Genomic DNA, 19067 nt, shown 5'->3' with positions numbered 1-19067 from the left:
TATTTACAAAATTAAAATGATGAGGAAAAATATTATTTACAGCAAGACGCTTGTTGTACTGGTCATATTTTCTATGCTTATCGCCATTAATGGCTTAAGTTATGCACAACAGGCAACGTTGCGCTCTATTAGTGGAAAAGTAACTGGTGATGGCAACAGCAAAGAGGGTTTACCTGGGGTAAATGTTTCTTTAAAAGGTAAAAATAGCCAGTTAAGCATTACAGATGTTTCTGGAAATTACACAGTAAAAGTTGCAACTGGCGATGTGTTGGTTTTTAGCTATATAGGTTATCAAACCAAAGAAGCAACTGTTGTGGCAGGGCAAGATGTAATGAACATCAGTTTGGTAAATTCAATCAACAACTTAAATGATGTGGTAATTGTGGGTTACGGAACTGCATTGCGAAAAGATGTAACAGGTTCAATATCATCTATTAAGGCAGATGATATCGCTAAGTCAGCTGCGACCACGTTTGATCAAGCATTACAAGGTAGGGTTGCAGGTGTGGTTATTAACACCAATTCTGGTCAGCCTGGCGGAGGTATATCTGTGCAAATACGAGGTATCTCTACATTGGGAGCTAACCAAGAACCTTTATATGTTATTGATGGGGTTTTTTATGGAGGCGATGTTAACGGTGCAATTTATACTGGTGGTAGCCCAACTACAAATCCTTTGGCCACTATTTCTCCTTCTGATATTGAAAGTATAGACATTTTAAAAGATGCTTCTGCAACTGCAATTTATGGTAGTCAGGCAAGTAATGGTGTGGTTATCGTAACCACTAAAAAAGGAAAATCTGGTCCTCCAAAAATTAATTTCGATATGTCTTACGGGATCCAAGAGTTACCTAGATATTTACCGGTAATGGAACTGCCAGAATATGCTGCATTTAGAAATGTCCGTGATATTCAAAACTTTGCCACTCCAAATCCATTATTTGCAGATCCTTCTGTTTTAGGTCCGGGTACAAATTGGCAAAAAGCAATTTTTGGCACTGCCCCTGTCCAAAATTACAATGTTTCGCTTAATGGGGGCGATGCTCGTACTACTTACGGCTTAAACTTCGGGCACTTAAATCAAGATGGTATTGCCATCAAATCTGATTTTAAAAGATATAATGTTAGACTAAATGTAGAAACCAAGGTAACCAGCTGGTTAAAATTGGCTACCAATATTTCGGGTAATCGCATCAATGAGAATATTAATAATCAAGACGGAAACCTTGTTCAGTTAGCCATTAGGCAATCGCCAGATATCGCTGTTATAAATCCTGATGGTACTTATGGTGGCCCATCGAGTTCACTATTTACCTTAACCAATCCGTTTGCGTTAACTGAGATCAACACCAATACCAGAACTAGGAGCGAGGTGTATGGAAGTGCTTATGCAGACATCACCTTTTTAAAAGACTTTGTGTTTCGCAATGAGATGGCGATAAACTATAATTACGGACAAATTGTTCAATTTGAGCCATCTTATCAATTCGGACAGTTTCCAAAGGCTGTAAGTTTTAGTAGAAGAGGAAGTACAGCATACAATCAAAACACTTTCAGAAGTTATATAAGCTATAATCACACTTTTGCAAAAATCTATAAGGTAAATGGTACCATTGGTCATGAATCTCGATTAAACACAAGTTCTTATGTAGATGCAACTGCCTCTGGCTTTTTTCAAAACGTAATTTCTGAGCTTAATTTAGGTGATCCAGCGAAAGCAACTTCAACTAGTGGTAAAGGACAGCAAGCTATAGATTCTTATTATGCCAGGTTTAACTTAACGTATAACGATAAATACATCTTCACCCCAACTTTTAGGTATGATGGTTCTTCTAAATTTGCGCCGGGCAACCGTTGGAATTTTACTTATGCATTTGCCTTGGCTTATCGTTTAAAAGAAGAAAAATTCTTAAAATCGGTTGATTTTATAAGTGATTTAAAACTAAGGTTAGGGTATGGTCTTGTAAATAATCAAAACATAGGAGATTACGTTTATGGAACCTCTTACCGTACAACGCAAACTGCGTTAGGTTTAGGTGTTTTGTTAGATAATGTGCCAAATCCTAATGCCAAATGGGAAACTACAAAATCATCAAACATTGGTATAGATGCTGGATTTTTTAATAGCAGGTTACAATTTACAGTAGATGGATATTATAAAAATACCTCCAATCTCTTAAATAGTTTATCGCTTCCGTTATATTCTGGCACAACCCCGCAAGATCAATTTACGGTAGCTAAATTGAATGCACCTACTAAGAATATTGGCTCAATTGTAAATAAGGGTATAGAATTTAGTGTTAATTCAATCAACTTAAAGTCTAAGAATTTTAACTGGACAACCAATATCACCTTGTCAAGGAACATGAACAAGGTTACCTCTTTAATTACCAAAGACACCAATTTACCACAGTATCTGGGTACCGACATTGTACAGCAAGTTACTGTTGGCCGATCAATTGGCGAGTTTTATGGCTATATAGCAGAAGGCGTATTTAAGGATGGGGCAGATTTAACTAATCACGCAAACCAAGGTGCCATAGGTGTTAATGGTGTTTGGGTGGGTGATATTAAATTTAAGGATGTTAATGGTGATAAAATTATTGATAATAAGGATCAAACGTACTTGGGTTCTCCGCTTCCTAAATTTCAATATGGCATGACCAATACCTTTAAATACAAACAATTTGATTTAACGGTATTTTTTAATGGTAACTATGGCAACAAAATCTTTAATCAGTTAAAAAGAACTAACGAAGATCTGCAAAGTGGTTTTGGTTTGCTGCAATCGGTAAATAATTATGCCCGTTTGGCTTTAAAAGATCCGAGCGGTAGTGCAGCAGATATCAATAATGTTTACGTTACCAATGCTGATACCAAAGTTCCACGAATTTCAACTTCGACCTTAAATAACAACAACAGGGTATCTACAAGATACATTGAAGATGGTTCTTACTTACGTCTTAAAAATTTAGTGCTAGGCTATAGCTTACCTTATAAAATGACCCAAAAACTAAAAATTGGTTATTTAAGGGTTTACGGAAACATTACCAATTTATTTACCATTACAGATTACACTGGTTATGATCCAGAAGTGGGCTCTCGTTTTCAAAGTGCACAATCTGCTGGCGTAGATAATGGTAGATATCCATCTTCTCGTACTTATACATTTGGTATTTACGCAGGATTTTAATTTTAAATTTAAAAGAAATGAAAAATAAAAAATATTTCATACTTGCCTTATCGCTTGGTTTGATTACATTTTTTGGATGTAAAAAGAGCTTTTTAGACAGAGCTCCATTAGATAAGGTAACTTTAGAAAGCTTCTTTAAATCAGAAGGGGATCTTCGTTTGGCTACTGGTGCATTATATGGTACACCCTGGTTCGATTTTAATGATAAATCGATGATCGCCCTTGGCGACGCGATGGCCGGCAACTTATCTCGTACCAACTGGATAACCTATTCTACATTTGCGGTTAACAGTAGCGATCCAAGGATTAATGAAGCATGGCGTTCACTCTACAAAATAATTGCCTATGCTAACCTTAATATGATTTACATAGAAAAGAATACAGATCCATCGGTTAGCGTCGCAGCAAAAAATAGTGCCATAGCCGAACTTCGTTTTTTAAGAGGCACGGCCTACTTTTATTTGGTTCAATATTTTGGAGAAGTACCCATTATTACCGACAATAGGGAACTAGCGGAGCAACCACAAATTAACAAACACTTAGTTAAGGATGTTTACAGATTTGTGATTGATGACATGAAGTTTGCCGTTGCCAATTTGCGCAGTACACCTGATAAAGGAAGGGTTAACAAATGGTCGGCAGAAGGTATGTTGGCTAAAATTTACTTAACAAGATCTGGCCTTACAGATGATGGTGTTGGTACAGGAAATGGCTTAAGAAACCAAGCTTTGTTGGATAGTGCGCAAAAATACGCAGGTGATGTTTGTGTCAATAGCGGTTTAAAGTTATTACCTAACTATGCTGATTTATTCAAGATAGAAAATAATAATAACGAAGAAAGCCTTTTTGCATTGCAATTTATTGCTAGCCCGATAGCTTACGGACTTGGCAATAGTACACAAGGTTACTTTGCTGCCGAGGGTAAGTTAACCAATGCAGGTGATGGATTTGGAGCTGCCAACTCACCAAGTATAGATATTTACAACAAATACGACGTAAAAGATGCCAGACGTAAAGCAACTTTTATGCAAAATGGCGATTTATATACTGAGTTGTTGAAAAAAGATGGAGGTTATAGGGTTACAGATGTTACGCCACACGTAAAAAAATATGTAGTTGGTACAAATGAAGATAATCCCGGACAGGTATATTTTCTTTCTACCAGTTCTGCTACTTACATGTTAAGGCTTGCCGATGTTTACTTGATTTACGTTGAGGCTTTAATTGGAAATAATAGTACTTCTACAAATGCAGATGCGGTTAAATATTATAATTTAGTGAGGGCTAGGGCAGGTTTAGATGTTAAGGCTGCACCAATTGCAAAGGCTGATGTTTTAATAGACAGACAAATAGAACTTGCTATCGAAGGTCAATATTGGTTTGACTTGTTAAGGGAATATGATATTAACCCTTCTCAAACTATCAATAAAATTTCGTTGCAAAATAGAGGTCGTCTAACGTATAATGCAGCAACTAATGCCAGAACAAATGAACCGCAGTTTTCTACACCCACAGCAGCTTCATTCAAATTACCTTTACCTGCAGCAGATATCACTACAAATCCATTGTTAAGTCAGCCCGCTGTGGCCTATTATAAATAAAATAAGTTCATCATTAATTAAATGAATAATGAAAAAGGTCTTTAAAAATCAATTTGGCTTATTTATCATGCTATGTGTGATGGTAATGGCCACTCAATCTTCTTGTAAAAAACAGGAAAATGAAAAACCACCTGTAATTAACAGAATCAGGGCAATTGCTCCTGCACCAAACGATTCTACCTTAACTAAGGTGGGTTCTGGGCAGAACATCGTTATACAGGGGGCAAACCTAAAATCGGCTTCGGCAGTGTATTTTAGTGGTTTTCCGGCAACATTTAACGCTGCTTTAGTAGGCGATAACAATTTTGTGGTAACTGTGCCTTCTATACTATTTTCTAATATCCCAAAGGGACAAGAGAATACAATACGTTTGGTGAGTAAATATGGAGAAACGATTTTTAAATTTCCCGTTTCACCACCTCCGCCTATCGTAAACTCGGTAAGTAATGAGTACACTTTACCTGGTCAAACCATCACTTTATATGGCCAGTACCTTTACCTCATTACAAATATCACATTTCCGGGAGGTGCTGATGGAACAAATGTGGTTTCTAAACCAGATGGAACTTCTTGTACGGTAACCATTCCTTTGGGTGCAACATCTGGCGATATTATAGTGAAAACACAGGGTGGATCTACCAAATACAGCTCTTACAATGATCAAGTTACAGGTATGCTTTGTAATTTTGATAACGTGAATACTTTTAGTTATGGCAGTACCAGAACTAATGATCAAACTTTGTTTCCAGGTGCACAAGGCTTTTATGCCAGAATGTTTACTGGGCCAATCTCTTCTTTTAATTATGCATGGTATGATGCTAATCGATCTATTAACTTAAATCCTGTACAATGGGTTCCATTGGCTAATTTACAAGATCCAGTAGCTAGTTATGTGTTAAAATTCGAGATTTTCGTTAAAGAACCTTGGGGCGGAGGAGGCTTAATGATACGTAGGGATGAGGGTACTTGGTTATATCTTGCTCGCTATGAGCCTTGGAAAGCAACACTGCCAACACCATTTACATCAAACCAATGGTATACGGTAACCATTCCTTTAACTCAGTTTAAAACTAAAACTAATAATGGAGAAGGTACCGGTAACTCCGTACCAACATTAGCAGATTTAACCAATAGTACAGGTAGAAGACCTATGGTGTTCATGTATATCAATGACACCTCTACGCCAGTTACTACCAAGTTTGATGTGGCAATTGACAACATCAGAATTGTTAAGGCAAATAGATAAAATAAAGTGGTTATAGGCTTTAGTTAAAAAGCCTATAACCTTCTTTATCCACCTTAAATACACAACCATGAAATTATATTTAACTACAAATAAGTTAAAACTTACTTATTTGGGTATAGGCTTGTTGTTTCTACTTGCCTGTAAAAAAACGCCCAAAGAAGTGATTGCCGAGCCAACTGTTCCCACAAACCCAGGAAACACAGGTGATATTATTCCGCCAAAGTCAGTGCCAGTAGCCAATACAATTGGCTTTTTCATGGACGACTGGCAAGGTAAAGCTTTTGTAGCTCCTAATTTTGTAGATGTTCCCAAAAGTACGTCGCCGGCAAACGTTACAGTTGGTGCAGATTTTAGCGAAACTGTGGCTAAGGTATCAAAATATCTCTTTGGGAATAACACAAATCCATATATAGGGCAATTGGCTACCGAGCCTTTATTGGTAGGCCATGTTAAAAATCTATCTCCAAATATTTTGCGTTTTCCTGGCGGAAACATTGCCAGTGTATTTTTTTGGAATGCAGATGCCAATCAAAAACCTGCAGATGCTCCAAGCACGCTTTATAACACATCAGGAACTTCAGTGAATGCTGGTTATTGGTACGGAAAAAACACTGCAAACTGGACACTTTCCTTAGCTAACTATTATAATTTTTTACAACAAACAAATAGTACTGGAATAATTACCGTAAACTATAGCTATGCCCGCTATGGTACAAGCACACATCCAGACCAAGTTGCGGCACATTTAGCGGCAGATTGGGTTCGTTTTGATAAAGGAAAAACAAAATATTGGGAAATTGGTAACGAAGATGCTGGCCCTTGGCAAGCAGGTTATAAAATTAATACGGCAACCAATAAAGATGGTCAGCCTGAAATTATAAACGGTGCACTTTACGGAAAACATTTCAAGGTTTTTGCAGATTCGATGCGTAAGGCGGCTAGTGAGATAGGATCTGTGATAAAAATTGGAGGGCAATTGATCCAATATGATGCGACAACAAGTAGCAACGTAGTTGATAAGAACTGGAATTCTGGCTTTTTATCTGCAGCTGCAGGAGCCGCAGATTTTTATATTGTACACACTTATTACACACCTTACGCTCAAAATTCTACTGCGTCGGTGATTTTAAATACAGCGGTTACTGAATCTAAAATGATCATGGATTACATGAAAAAAACCACTCAAGACAATGGCGCTTCTTTAAAGCCAATTGCAATGACAGAATGGAATATTTTTGCAGAAGGCTCTAAGCAACAAGTTTCCCATATTGCAGGCATGCATGCCATTATGGTTTTGGGCGAATTAATAAAAAACAATTATGGAATGGCCAGTAGGTGGGATTTGGCAAATGGGTACAGTAGTGGAAACGATCATGGGATGTTTAGTTTGGCAGACGAAGGTGATGGAACTACAAAATGGACACCAAGGCCTGCATTTTATCACATATATTATTTCCAAAAATATTTTGGAGATAGGATGGTTACCTCTACCGTAACTGGATCAACTGACGTGGTTAGTTATGCTTCCGGATACGCATCAGGCGAAGCCGGAATTGTTTTAGTGAACAAGGGAACCAGCACTCAAATTGTAAACACCGAAATCAAGAATTTTAATGCTGGTAGCAGGTATTATTACTACACGCTTACAGGTAGCAATGATAATGGCGAGTTTTCTAGAAAATTATTAATTAATGATAATGGGCCCGATGGCGTTTCTGGTGGACCAACAAACTACCAAACCTTAGTGGCCAGATCGGCAACTGTTGTCGGTGGTATTAAATTAACACTTCCGCCTCGATCAGTGGTGTATCTCGTTGTCGATAAAAAATAAACAACCCGTTTTATCTTATTTTTCTTAAAATATAATGCTTAAGTATTTTCCGATCATCGTTTTCTTTTTGTTTATCAATTGTTTAACCACTCAAGCCCAAGTTACAAATACAAGGGAACACATTTCTTTAGATGCAAACTGGTATTTTGCCTTCGGACATCCATATGAACCACAAAAGGATTTTTACAATGGAACAAGCTATTTTTCTTACCTCAGTAAAACTGGATATGGAGATGGAGCTGCTGCACCTGGTTTTGATGATAGATATTGGAGGAAGTTAAATTTGCCACATGATTGGGCGGTTGAACAAAAATTTGATAAGAATGCCAGTTTAAGTCATGGCTTTAATGCCGTTGGCAGAAACTTTCCTAACACAAGTGTGGGTTGGTATCGCAAAACGATTCATATACCAACGACAGATCTTGGTCGTAAAATTTCGATCGCTTTTGATGGAGTTTCCAGAAATTCTATAGTGTGGGTAAATGGCCATTATCTAGGCACAGAACCAAGTGGCTATCACAGTTTTAACTATGATATTACTGATTATGTAAATTATGGCGGCGAAAATGTAATTGCCGTAAGAGCTGACGTAACCATGGAAGAGGGCTGGTTCTATGAAGGTGCCGGTATATATCGTCATGTTTGGCTCAATAAAACAAATCCACTACATGTGGCGACAAATGGAACGTTTGTATCTACTTTGTTGGAGAACGATAAAGCAAAAATACAAGCATTGGTAACTGTAAAAAACGATGGGCTAAAAGACGAGAATTTTGAGGTTAAGCAAGAAGTTTTAAACGCAGAAGGAAAGGTTTTGGGAACTGTTAAAATTGAAAAACTTAAAATCAATTCATTAGAGTTGAAAGATTTTTCCAGCACCATTTCATTGAAAAATCCAGTATTATGGTCCTTAGAAAATCCTTACCTACATCAACTGGTTACTACAATTAGCCAAAATGGAAAATTGATTGATGTTTATAAAACCACTTTCGGAATAAGAACTATTCGATTTGATGCCGATGAAGGATTTTTTTTAAACGGTAAGCACATTAAAATAAAGGGAACAAATAACCACCAAGATCATGCGGGTTTAGGGGTAGCATTGCCAGATGAATTGCAATATTACAGGATAGGCTTACTTAAAGCAATGGGTAGTAATGCTTATCGTTGCTCACACAACCCTCCAACGCCAGAGTTGCTAGATGCTTGTGATAGACTAGGTATGTTGGTAATTGACGAAACAAGGCTCATGGGTACTACAGATTTGCACTTAAATGATTTGAAAAGATTAATGCTAAGAGATCGCAATCACCCAAGTATAATCAGTTGGTCGGTAGGTAATGAAGAATGGAACATCGAAGGAAATATTACAGGCGCAAGGGTGGCAAAAACAATTCAGGCTTTTGCCAAAACCATAGATACTACCAGAGCAATCACGGCAGCAGTGAGTGGCGGCATTGGCAATGGTATTTCCACCACCATTGATATGTTGGGTTATAATTACATCGCCACAAAAAACACGGACGAACAACACCAGAAATTTCCTCAACAATTAAGTTGGGGTACAGAAGAAGGTTCTACAGTGGCAACTCGTGGCATTTATGTTGATGACCTTGAAAAACATTACTTAGCAGCCTACGATAAAAAGCAAAATGATAACTTTTTAAGCCTAGAGAATGGCTGGAAACACTATGCCAGCAGAGCATATTTGGCAGGTATGTTTATTTGGACAGGTTTTGATTACAGGGGAGAACCAACCCCCTTTGGCTGGCCTTCAGTAGTTTCCTATTTCGGGATGTTAGATTTATGTGGTTTTCCTAAAGATAACAATTGGTACTTAAAATCATGGTGGACAGATGAACCTACCCTACATATTTTGCCTCACTGGAATTGGAAAGGCAAAGAAGGTAAGACTTTTGACGTTTGGGTTTATAGTAATTGCGATGAAGTTGAGCTTTTTTTAAACTCAAAAAGCTTAGGGAAAAAGACCATGGAAAAAAATGGACACTTGGAGTGGAAAGTAAATTATGCACCTGGTAATTTGAAAGCTGTGGGTTTTAAAAACGGTAAAAAAACATTAACAGATGCAGTTAATACAACTGAACAAGCAGCAGTAATTGTTGCCAAACAAGATAAAATTTTAGTAGAAAATAGCAAAGTTGCCGTAGTAACCATCTCGGTAGCCGATAAAAAGGGCTTAAATGTGCCAACTGCCAATAACAACCTAAGTTTTGAGCTAAGTGGTCCGGGCAAAATAATTGGCGTAGGCAACGGAGATCCCACTTCTTTAGCACCAGAGAAATTCTTGGAAAAAATTGAAACTTTCCCAATACACAGCTTAAAGGAAAAGATAGTTGATAATATGGCTGTTGTTGACGGTATTGCCGCTAATTACAATGATCAGCAATGGAAACCTGCTTTTAAAGACGAGAGAAACGCATCTTTCGCAGAAAGAGCGAAAGCATTAATATATAGGGGTACAGTAGATTTGCCCGAAATACCAAAAGGTGCTAAAGTAACTTTCTTTTACAAATGCGTTGGTCCACAACAATCAATTTATATGAATGGGGTAAAACTGGCAGGCAATTTAGCCCAAAATAAAAAAGGTTACGAATATATAATTGATGAGAAATTGATAAAAGTGGGTAAAAATACAGTTGCGGTTATTGCTACTCCATTTGTTAAACAAAACAGCTGGGATAGTTTTAATACAGATCTTGGCTTGTTTCAGATTTATACGCCTGCACCACAATGGAAAAGAAACTTGTTTAATGGTTTGGCTCAAGTAATTGTAGAAGCAACTGGCGAGGAAGGCGAAATTAAATTGCAAACTAACTCCGCGGGTTTAAAATCAAGTACGCTTTTATTACAAATTAAAAAGTAATAATGAGAGTGCTAATGATCCCAATTAATTTTCAAGATGGCAATAGACTGCTGTTTTCCCAATAAGTTTATCCCAATAAAATCATAAAATGAGCTTCTTTTTCAAATCGTTTTTACTTTCTTCTTTTTTAATTTTTGTTAATATTACTTTAAATGCACAACAGGTTAACTTAAATAATTTATTCCTATCAGAAAATATTCGCTTTAATCAACTTGGCTTTTATCCAAACGCACAAAAAATAGCTGTTGTTAGCGCAGATAGTTTGACCAAGTTCGAAATTATAACTGCAAAAGAAAACAAGATTGTTTTTAGTGGGAATTTACAACCCTCCACCAATGTAGCTTTAAATGGTAAAAAAACCTTAATTGCTAATTTCTCAGATTTTACAAAGCCTGGCGATTATATTATTTATATCCCAGATATGGGCTATAGCTATCAATTTAGTATTAAAAATGATGTGTTTGCAGATTTGGCTAAAGGTACGGTAAAAGCATTTTATTACCAAAGAGCTTCAATGGCCTTACCAGAAAAATATGCGGGACCATGGTTTAGAAATGCGGGTCATCCAGATAATAAAGTGTTAATCCACCCTTCTGCGGCAACCGAAAAAAAGCCAACCGGAACAATAATTTCTGCACCAAGAGGATGGTATGATGCAGGCGATTACAATAAATACATTGTAAATTCTGGTATTACCACGGGTACTTTACTTTCGCTGTATGAAGATTTTCCATCTTATGTAAAAAAAATAAACTTAAATATTCCAGAAAGCAGCAATAAGGTACCTGATGAATTAGATGAGATTTTATGGAACGTTAGGTGGATGTTATGCATGCAAGACCAAGATGATGGAGGGGTTTACAATAAGTTAACCAACGCATTTTTTGATGGTATGGTAATGCCCGAGATTACAAAATTACCTCGTTATGTGGTTCAGAAAGGAACTTCAGCTACGCTCGATTTTGCTGCGGTAACCGCTCAGGCAAGTCGTATTTTTAGAAAATATGAGACACAATTGCCAGGACTTTCAGATTCTTGCTTAAATGCAGCCAAAAAGGCTTGGGACTGGGCCATAAAAAATCCTAGTATGTCTTATGATCAAAATTCGATGAATAACAAATATGAACCTAAAATTACTACTGGTGGTTATGGTGATCGGAATTTTACAGATGAATTTATTTGGGCGGCCATAGAATTATACCTAACCACACAAAATGAAAAATACTATACTGCTGTAAATATCTTACCAGATGAACGAATGCCCTTACCATCTTGGAACAATGTTAGGCTTTTAGGTTATTATTCGCTACTAAGAAATGAAGCAGCTTTAAAAAACAACCAAAAAACGGACGCCGAAATCATTAAGAAAAGGTTGCTAAAAATGGCTAACGATTTCATTGAAGGTGCATCTTCAACTGCCTATCAAACTGTTATGGGTAAAACAAACAGAGATTTTGGTTGGGGCAGTAATGCCAATGCGGCAAATCAGGGCATAGTACTCATTCAAGCTTATCAAATCACAAAAGATAAAAAGTACCTAGATCATGCATTGTCTAATCTCGATTATTTGTTAGGACGTAATGCTACAGGTTTTTCTTATGTTACTGGTTTTGGGTCAAAAACGCCAATGTTTCCTCACCATCGTCCTTCTGCAGCAGATCGAATTAAAGAACCAGTGCCAGGTTTTTTGGTAGGTGGGCCTAATCCTGGAAAGCAAGATGGAGTTGCATTACCTAGTATGGTAGCCGATGAGGCCTATACGGATAGTATGAATTCTTATGCAGCCAACGAAATTGCCATTAATTGGAATGCGCCTTTAGTTTATCTGGTAAATGCAATACAGGCATTACAATATGAATGTGGCTACTCAAAAAATTAAAAGATGAATTCTATAAAAAATATTAAGATCAAAACTTTCATTCTCTTGTTGCAATTTAGTTTGTCAATTGTTTCAAACGCCCAAGAAACTCAATACCAATATCTTTCTGGGGTTGATAAAGACCACACCGTTAGCTGGGATTTTATGGTAAACACCGGAATGAACAGTGGCAAATGGAGTAAAATTAAGGTGCCTTCTAATTGGGAATTACAAGGTTTTGGTACTTATAATTATTTTTCTGATTCAAATAATCCAAATGAATTTGGTTGGTATAAACAAAATTTTGAATCACCAGCTAGTTTAAACAAAGAGGTATTTATCGTTTTTGAGGGCGCAATGACTGATACCGAGGTAAAGATCAACGGTAAATTGGCCGGCCCCATTCATCAAGGTGGTTTTTATCGTTTCAAATATAACATTACCGATAAATTGAATCCCACTGGTACAAATTTGTTAGAAATTAAGGTCTATAAAAAATCTACTAATGCATCTGTAAACAAAGCAGAAAGAGAGGGAGATTACTGGCAATTTGGTGGCATTTACAGGCCAGTTTATTTAGAGATCGTACCCAAAAAATTTATAGATCGGGTTGCTGTTAACGCAACGGCGGATGGGACCTTAATGGTCGATGTTTTTACGCAAGGAGAATTTTCCTCTCAAAAAATTGAGGTGGAACTCAAAACCTTGGATGGGAAAAAAATTGGCTCAACTCAACAATTAATTGATAAACAAGGAAATACGAGGATATCCACAAGGTTTAAAGATATCAAGAAATGGAACCCTGAGGCACCTTATCTGTACAATTTAACGGTTTCGTTAGTAGATCAAAAAAAGATTGTGCATCAAGTTAAACAGAAAATAGGTTTTAGAACAGTTGAACTTAGGCCAGCCGATGGGATTTATGTAAATGATGTTAAAATTAAATTTAAGGGTGTAAATAGACATAGTTTTTGGCCAGAAAGTGGGAGAGCATTGAGTAAGCAAATTAGCATTGATGATGTTAAATTGATTAAACAAATGAACATGAATGCAGTGCGAATGTCTCACTACCCTCCAGATCAGCATTTTTTAGAGGTGTGCGACTCGTTAGGTTTATTTGTTATTGATGAATTAACTGGATGGCAAAAAAGCTATGATACCCCAATTGGCAAAAAGTTGGTGAAAGAACTTGTAGTAAGGGATGTTAACCACCCATCCATAGTAATTTGGGCAAATGGAAATGAGGGTGGCTGGAACAGGGAACTAGATGATGATTTTGATTTATATGATCCTCAAAAAAGAATGATCATTCACCCGTGGGAAAAGTTTAGAGGTACAGATACTCGTCACTATCCTGATTATAATTATATGGTTAATGCCATGCTATATAGCAAAGAAGTATTTTTTCCTACCGAATTTATGCATGGCAATTACGATGGAGGCATGGCGGCGGGATTACAGGACTTTTGGGACATGATGCTCAAACATCCCTACGGGGCAGGCGGCTTTTTATGGTCTTTTGCAGATGAAGGCGTGGTGCGAACGGATAAAAATGGAGCGATTGATTTAGCAGGCGATAGTGCTCCAGACGGTATTGTTGGGCCACATCATGAAAAAGAGGGCAGTTTTAATGCGGTAAGAAAAATTTGGTCGCCTATTGTGGTTAACAACAAATACATTCCAACCAATTTTGATGGAAAACTTTTTATAGAAAACAGATACCTCTATACAAATTTAAACCAATGTACTTTTAAATGGGAATTAAAAAAGTTTATAAGAGATAAAGATGAGTTAAAAACGATGGTAAAAGCCTCAGATCAAATGATTCTCTTAGCAAGTGTCAACCCGGGAGAAACTACGGCGCTCAAACTAAATTTGCCCAGCGATTGGAAAAAAAACGATGTATTGATCTTTACCGCTATAGATCCGAAGGGAAAAGAGATTTACACTTGGTCATGGTCATTAAAATTTCCAGAAGATGTAATCAAATCTGATATTGTTTTAAAGGAATTTAAAACACAACCTCAAGCGATACTAAAATCAGGAAAACTTAATGTTTTGGTAAATGAATTAGATGTTCAGTTTGATGAAACTACTGGGCTACTAGACCATGTTATTTCAAAAGGAAAACAAATAAGTCTATCTAAAGGACCAATTCTTGCGCAAGCTCGCTCAGAAATGAAGCTTCAATACTTTAAAAACTATGTAAAAGATGGCAATGTAATTGTAGAAAGTGCATACAAAGGTGAAGAGTGGTTAAACGTAAAATGGACTTTTACTGCTGGTATGCCAGTAAAACTCGATTATGAGTATGCTGCAAATCGTTTCGACCAGCAGTTAGGCTATAACTTTATGGGGATCACATTTAATTATCCCGAGCAATTGGTTAAAGGAGCTGAATTCATGGGGAATGGGCCTGAAAGGGTATATAAAAACAGAATGGATGGTGCCGAGTTTGGGCTTTGGAAAAAGGAATATAACGATGGCATTACTGGAGAAAAATTCGATTATCCAGAATTTAAGGGATATCATGGCCCATTTTATTGGGTTAAATTAGCTAATAGCGAGGCAGATTTTACCGTTTACACGGCCAATCAAAATGTTTTTCTTCAATTATTTAAGCCAGCCTACGCTAAAGCAACCAGAGAGTCTGTAAAAGCAGCATTTCCTGCCGGGGATTTAGGTTTCATGAATGCGATAGCACCAATTGGTACCAAATTTCAAAAACCTGAATTTTTAGGGCCAACTAGTCAGCAAAACATTCAGCTAAATTACGATTCTTTTAAAGGTACATTGTGGTTTGACTTTAAATAGCCAAATCAGTTAACATATTAACCCTTTTTATTAACAAAACAGGCTCAATATTTCTTATTCCCGGGGTTATTTTAGCTAGTTCAACATTCAATCCATTATAAATTCTTATTAAATGAAACTTACCTACCCACAAGCAAGACTTATCTTTTTAATATTTTTTTCTGCTTTTAATTTTTCGGTTCATGCACAACGAAATACAGTTGAGCAACAAATCAATCAACTCCTTTCTAAAATGACCTTGGCAGAAAAAGTAGGAATGATTCACGCCAGTTCTTCATTCACTTCGGCAGGTGTAGCTAGATTAGGCATTCCAGAATTGGTCATGTCTGATGGCCCACATGGTGTTAGACCAGAACACGGTAGAGATTGGGACACTTCTAATGATCACGTAAACGATGCAGGTACTTACTTACCCACTGGTAATGCATTAGCCGCCACATGGAATCCTCAATTGGGTTATAAATTTGGGGCGGTATTGGGTAGCGAAGCCAATGCAAGAGGCAAGGACGTGATTTTAGGGCCTGGTATAAATATCATCAGAACGCCACTAAATGGTAGAAATTTTGAGTACTTAAGCGAAGATCCATTTTTGATTAGTAAAATGGCAGTTGGATATATTAAAGGGGTACAAGATCAAGGTATTTCAGCCAGTTTAAAACATTTTATTGCCAATAACCAAGAAACTGATAGAACCGCCGTTGATGTAGAAATGAGCGAACGAGCTTTACGAGAAATTTATTTGCCAGGTTTTAAAGCCGCTGTAATAGAAGGCGATGTAAATACAGTGATGGGATCTTATAATAAATTTAGAGGACAATGGGCAACGCATAATTATTACCTTGTCAATAAAATTTTAAAAGGAGAATGGGGTTTTAAAGGTTTGTTAATGAGCGATTGGGGGGCGGTACATCATACCAATGAAGCACTTTACAATGGAACCGACTTAGAAATGGGTACAGACCTTGGTATGTTGCCCAAACCAAATTATGCTAAATTTTTCATGGGTGACACAGTGATTACCTTGGTTAATGCTGGTAAAGTGCCGGTTGCACTTATAGACGAAAAGGTGAGGAGAATTTTAAGGGTCATGATTAAAACCGGAATGCTAGATAAAAGCCGTAAAGCCGGACAATTCGCCACAAAAGAACACCAACAAACCGCCTTAAAAGTTGCAGAGGAAGCAATTGTTTTGCTAAAAAATAAAGATCAGGTATTGCCATTAAATGCTGCAAAAATTAAAAATATTGCTGTAATTGGTACTAATGCCATGAAACCAAATGCAATGGGAGGCGGTAGCTCTCAAGTAAAACCTACTTATGAAATTACTCCTTTAATGGGAATTCAGAATTATGTTGGATCAAAAGCCAAGGTAACTTTTGCAAAGGGTTATGAGGTAGCTAAAAATGCAATCGCTAATCAGCAACTCATTGCAGAAGCAGTTAAAATTGCAACAACTGCTGATCAGGTAATTTTTGTTGGTGGTTGGGTACATGGATACGATTTTAGTAAATGGGATGATAATGCCTATGATGCTGAAGGAGTGGACAAGAAAGATTTAAAATTACCTTTCGGACAAGACGAATTAATAAAATCATTACTAAAAGTTAAACCAAACCTTGTGATCATCATGATGGGTGGTGGGCCAGTAGAAATGAATGCTTGGATTGATGAAGCAAAAGTAGTGATAGAAGGCTGGTATCCAGGTATGGAAGGTGGCAATGCATTGGCAAATGTTATTTTTGGCAAAGTAAATCCCTCAGGAAAATTACCAATGACTTTCCCTAAAAAATTGGAAGATTCTCCTGCACACAAACTTGGCGATTATCCGGGTGTAAACGGAACGGCTGTTTACCATGAAGATATTTTTGTAGGCTATCGTTATTTCGATACCTATAAAGTTGAGCCACAATTTGCTTTTGGTCACGGACTTTCCTACACCACTTTTAAATACGATAAGCTGGACGTGGTAGCGGGAGATAAAAAAGTTTCAATCACACTAACCATTACAAATACAGGTAAAAAGGATGGGGCCGAAGTTGTGCAACTGTATGTGGGTCAAGATGAACCAAAATTACCACGACCAGAAAAGGAGCTTAAAGCTTTTCAGAAAATATTCCTTAAGGCGGGCGAAACACAAACCCTAAAAATAGAATTAGATCAAACGGCTTTCCAATATTATAATGATCAGCTATTTCAATGGGTAATGGATGGTGGAAAATATCAGATTTTGGTGGGAAGCTCATCAAAAGATATTCGTCAAGTATCAATGGTGGAATTAAAACCTTAAAATACTAATTCTTCAGTTTTGCAAGTATTGACGAGTCACTTACCAAAAACAAACATCCTTATGAAAAACAAAATATTCCCTAATATCTGTTTATCGGCTATGGTCTTTTATTCAACGCTGACCTTTGCACAGTCAACCGCAACCAAGGTATTAAATGGAGAATGGGAAATGGGCTTTAACAGAAAGTACACCCAAAAAGTATCGGTTCCATCAATTGCAAGTGATCCTAAAAAAATTACAGGCGAAACTTTGTGGTATAAAAAGGTAGTTCAGTTGCCTAAAGGAAATTGGAAAGCCATTACACTACAATTAAAAGGAGCACGCTTCAGGCCAGAATTATATGTCAATGGCAAACTAATTGGTCAGAAAGAAGGAGGGATGGCACCTGTTTTTTTTGAGTTGGAGAATGAAAATGCCAAACCAGGAAAAACCATGGTTATCGAAATTGCTTTGGCATCCCTAAAAAATATACCCGAAACGGATGCTTCCTACATTCCACAATCTGATCAATGGCGCAGTAATGTCTCTTTCAGGATTATGGGATGATGTGGTTTTACATCTTCATGGGACGGTGGGCATAGCCCGTGTAATGCCTTTTGTAGATAGCAAAAACCAACTGGTAAATATTCACTTTAACCTTAACAACGCCGAAAAATTTGAGGGGAAAGCAAAACTTGTGGTAGTTGATAAAGCAGGTAAGGTATTAATTACACAAACCAAAACCATTGCTGGAAATGCCAATGTCATTTCAATTCCCTATCAAGCTAAACTAACGATAATTGATGCCAGTGGCATGGGTAGCGATGAAAGGAGTATTCCCCTGGGTATTAAAACCTTTGAAGTAAAAGACAAACAATTTTATTTGAACAATGCGCACTTCATCCCTCGTGGACCAACCGTGGTATGGCATCGTTGGATGCGCACCAAAGAAGGTGTACAGTTGGGATACGATACAACCTGGTTTAAAAAGAACACTATCCAACGCACCAAAGATTTGGGTGGTAATTATCTCCGATTTCATTTGGGCTTACCTCCAGAAAGGTTTTTAGATCTTTGTGATCGATATGGCTTAGTGGTTCAATTTGAGTGGAGCTTTTTTCATGGGATGCCAGCCAGCAAGGAAAGTTTACTTGTTACCTATTGATTATGGTAATCTAAGCAGGATCCTACCACCTCGTAACACTCCTTCGATAAATATTCATTTAAAAGAATATCAGATCTGTATAAAGTCCAAGTTATGCTAGTAATATATGGACTTAGTATGGACTATATATGGACTTATTTAGGAGGAGAGTTACATCACTTCACCTGTCATATTAACTGACCAAGGCGCGGATCAACTATTATGTAAGA

The 19067-nt window shown here is 37.2% G+C and carries 10 protein-coding genes; all 10 read left to right on the top strand.

Annotation, left to right across the window (positions count from 1 at the left end):
* Window positions 1–16 precede the first annotated feature (16 nt).
* The gene (locus tag EZ428_RS08525; protein ID WP_131552728.1) at window positions 17–3193 is read left to right on the top strand and encodes a SusC/RagA family TonB-linked outer membrane protein; all 3177 of its coding nucleotides are present in this window, start codon (window positions 17–19) and stop codon (window positions 3191–3193) included.
* A 17-nt stretch (window positions 3194–3210) separates the two neighbouring features.
* A complete protein-coding gene (locus tag EZ428_RS08520) occupies window positions 3211–4794 on the top strand; it encodes a RagB/SusD family nutrient uptake outer membrane protein (RefSeq protein WP_131552727.1) in 1584 nt (527 codons plus the stop codon).
* 28 nt (window positions 4795–4822) lie between these two features.
* The gene (locus EZ428_RS08515) at window positions 4823–6040 is read left to right on the top strand and encodes a glycan-binding surface protein (RefSeq protein ID WP_131552726.1); all 1218 of its coding nucleotides are present in this window, start codon (window positions 4823–4825) and stop codon (window positions 6038–6040) included.
* Window positions 6041–6107: 67 nt separating this feature from the next.
* Window positions 6108–7871, top strand: coding sequence for an alpha-L-arabinofuranosidase (locus tag EZ428_RS08510; RefSeq protein ID WP_131552725.1), 1764 nt, complete (start codon window positions 6108–6110; stop codon window positions 7869–7871).
* 34 nt (window positions 7872–7905) lie between these two features.
* Window positions 7906–10755 carry a beta-galactosidase GalA gene (gene galA / locus EZ428_RS08505; RefSeq protein WP_131552724.1) on the top strand — a complete coding sequence of 950 codons (2850 nt, stop codon included), beginning with the start codon at window positions 7906–7908 and terminating at the stop codon, window positions 10753–10755.
* An 88-nt stretch (window positions 10756–10843) separates the two neighbouring features.
* Window positions 10844–12634, top strand: a complete 1791-nt coding sequence (locus tag EZ428_RS08500; protein WP_131552723.1) for a glycoside hydrolase family 9 protein — start codon at window positions 10844–10846, stop codon at window positions 12632–12634.
* A gap of 3 nt (window positions 12635–12637) precedes the next feature.
* On the top strand, window positions 12638–15427 hold the full coding sequence (locus EZ428_RS08495) for a glycoside hydrolase family 2 protein (protein WP_131552722.1): 2790 nt from the start codon (window positions 12638–12640) through the stop codon (window positions 15425–15427).
* Window positions 15428–15539: 112 nt separating this feature from the next.
* Entirely contained in the window at window positions 15540–17714 is a 2175-nt protein-coding gene (locus tag EZ428_RS08490; RefSeq protein WP_131552721.1) for a glycoside hydrolase family 3 C-terminal domain-containing protein, read from the top strand.
* Window positions 17715–17774: 60 nt separating this feature from the next.
* Window positions 17775–18260: a hypothetical protein gene (locus EZ428_RS08485; protein ID WP_131552720.1), complete on the top strand. Its 486-nt coding sequence runs from the start codon at window positions 17775–17777 to the stop codon at window positions 18258–18260.
* Complete coding sequence (locus tag EZ428_RS08480; protein ID WP_165501741.1) at window positions 18196–18858, top strand: glycoside hydrolase family 2 protein; 663 nt, start codon at window positions 18196–18198, stop codon at window positions 18856–18858. Before EZ428_RS08485 ends, EZ428_RS08480 begins: the two co-directional genes overlap by 65 nt.
* The last annotated feature ends 209 nt before the right edge of the window (window positions 18859–19067 follow it).

This window comes from Pedobacter frigiditerrae (assembly GCF_004331645.1).
GTDB lineage: Bacteria > Bacteroidota > Bacteroidia > Sphingobacteriales > Sphingobacteriaceae > Pedobacter > Pedobacter frigiditerrae.
Note: the sequence above shows the minus strand (reverse complement) of the source record. Positions and strands in the feature narration are given on the sequence as shown.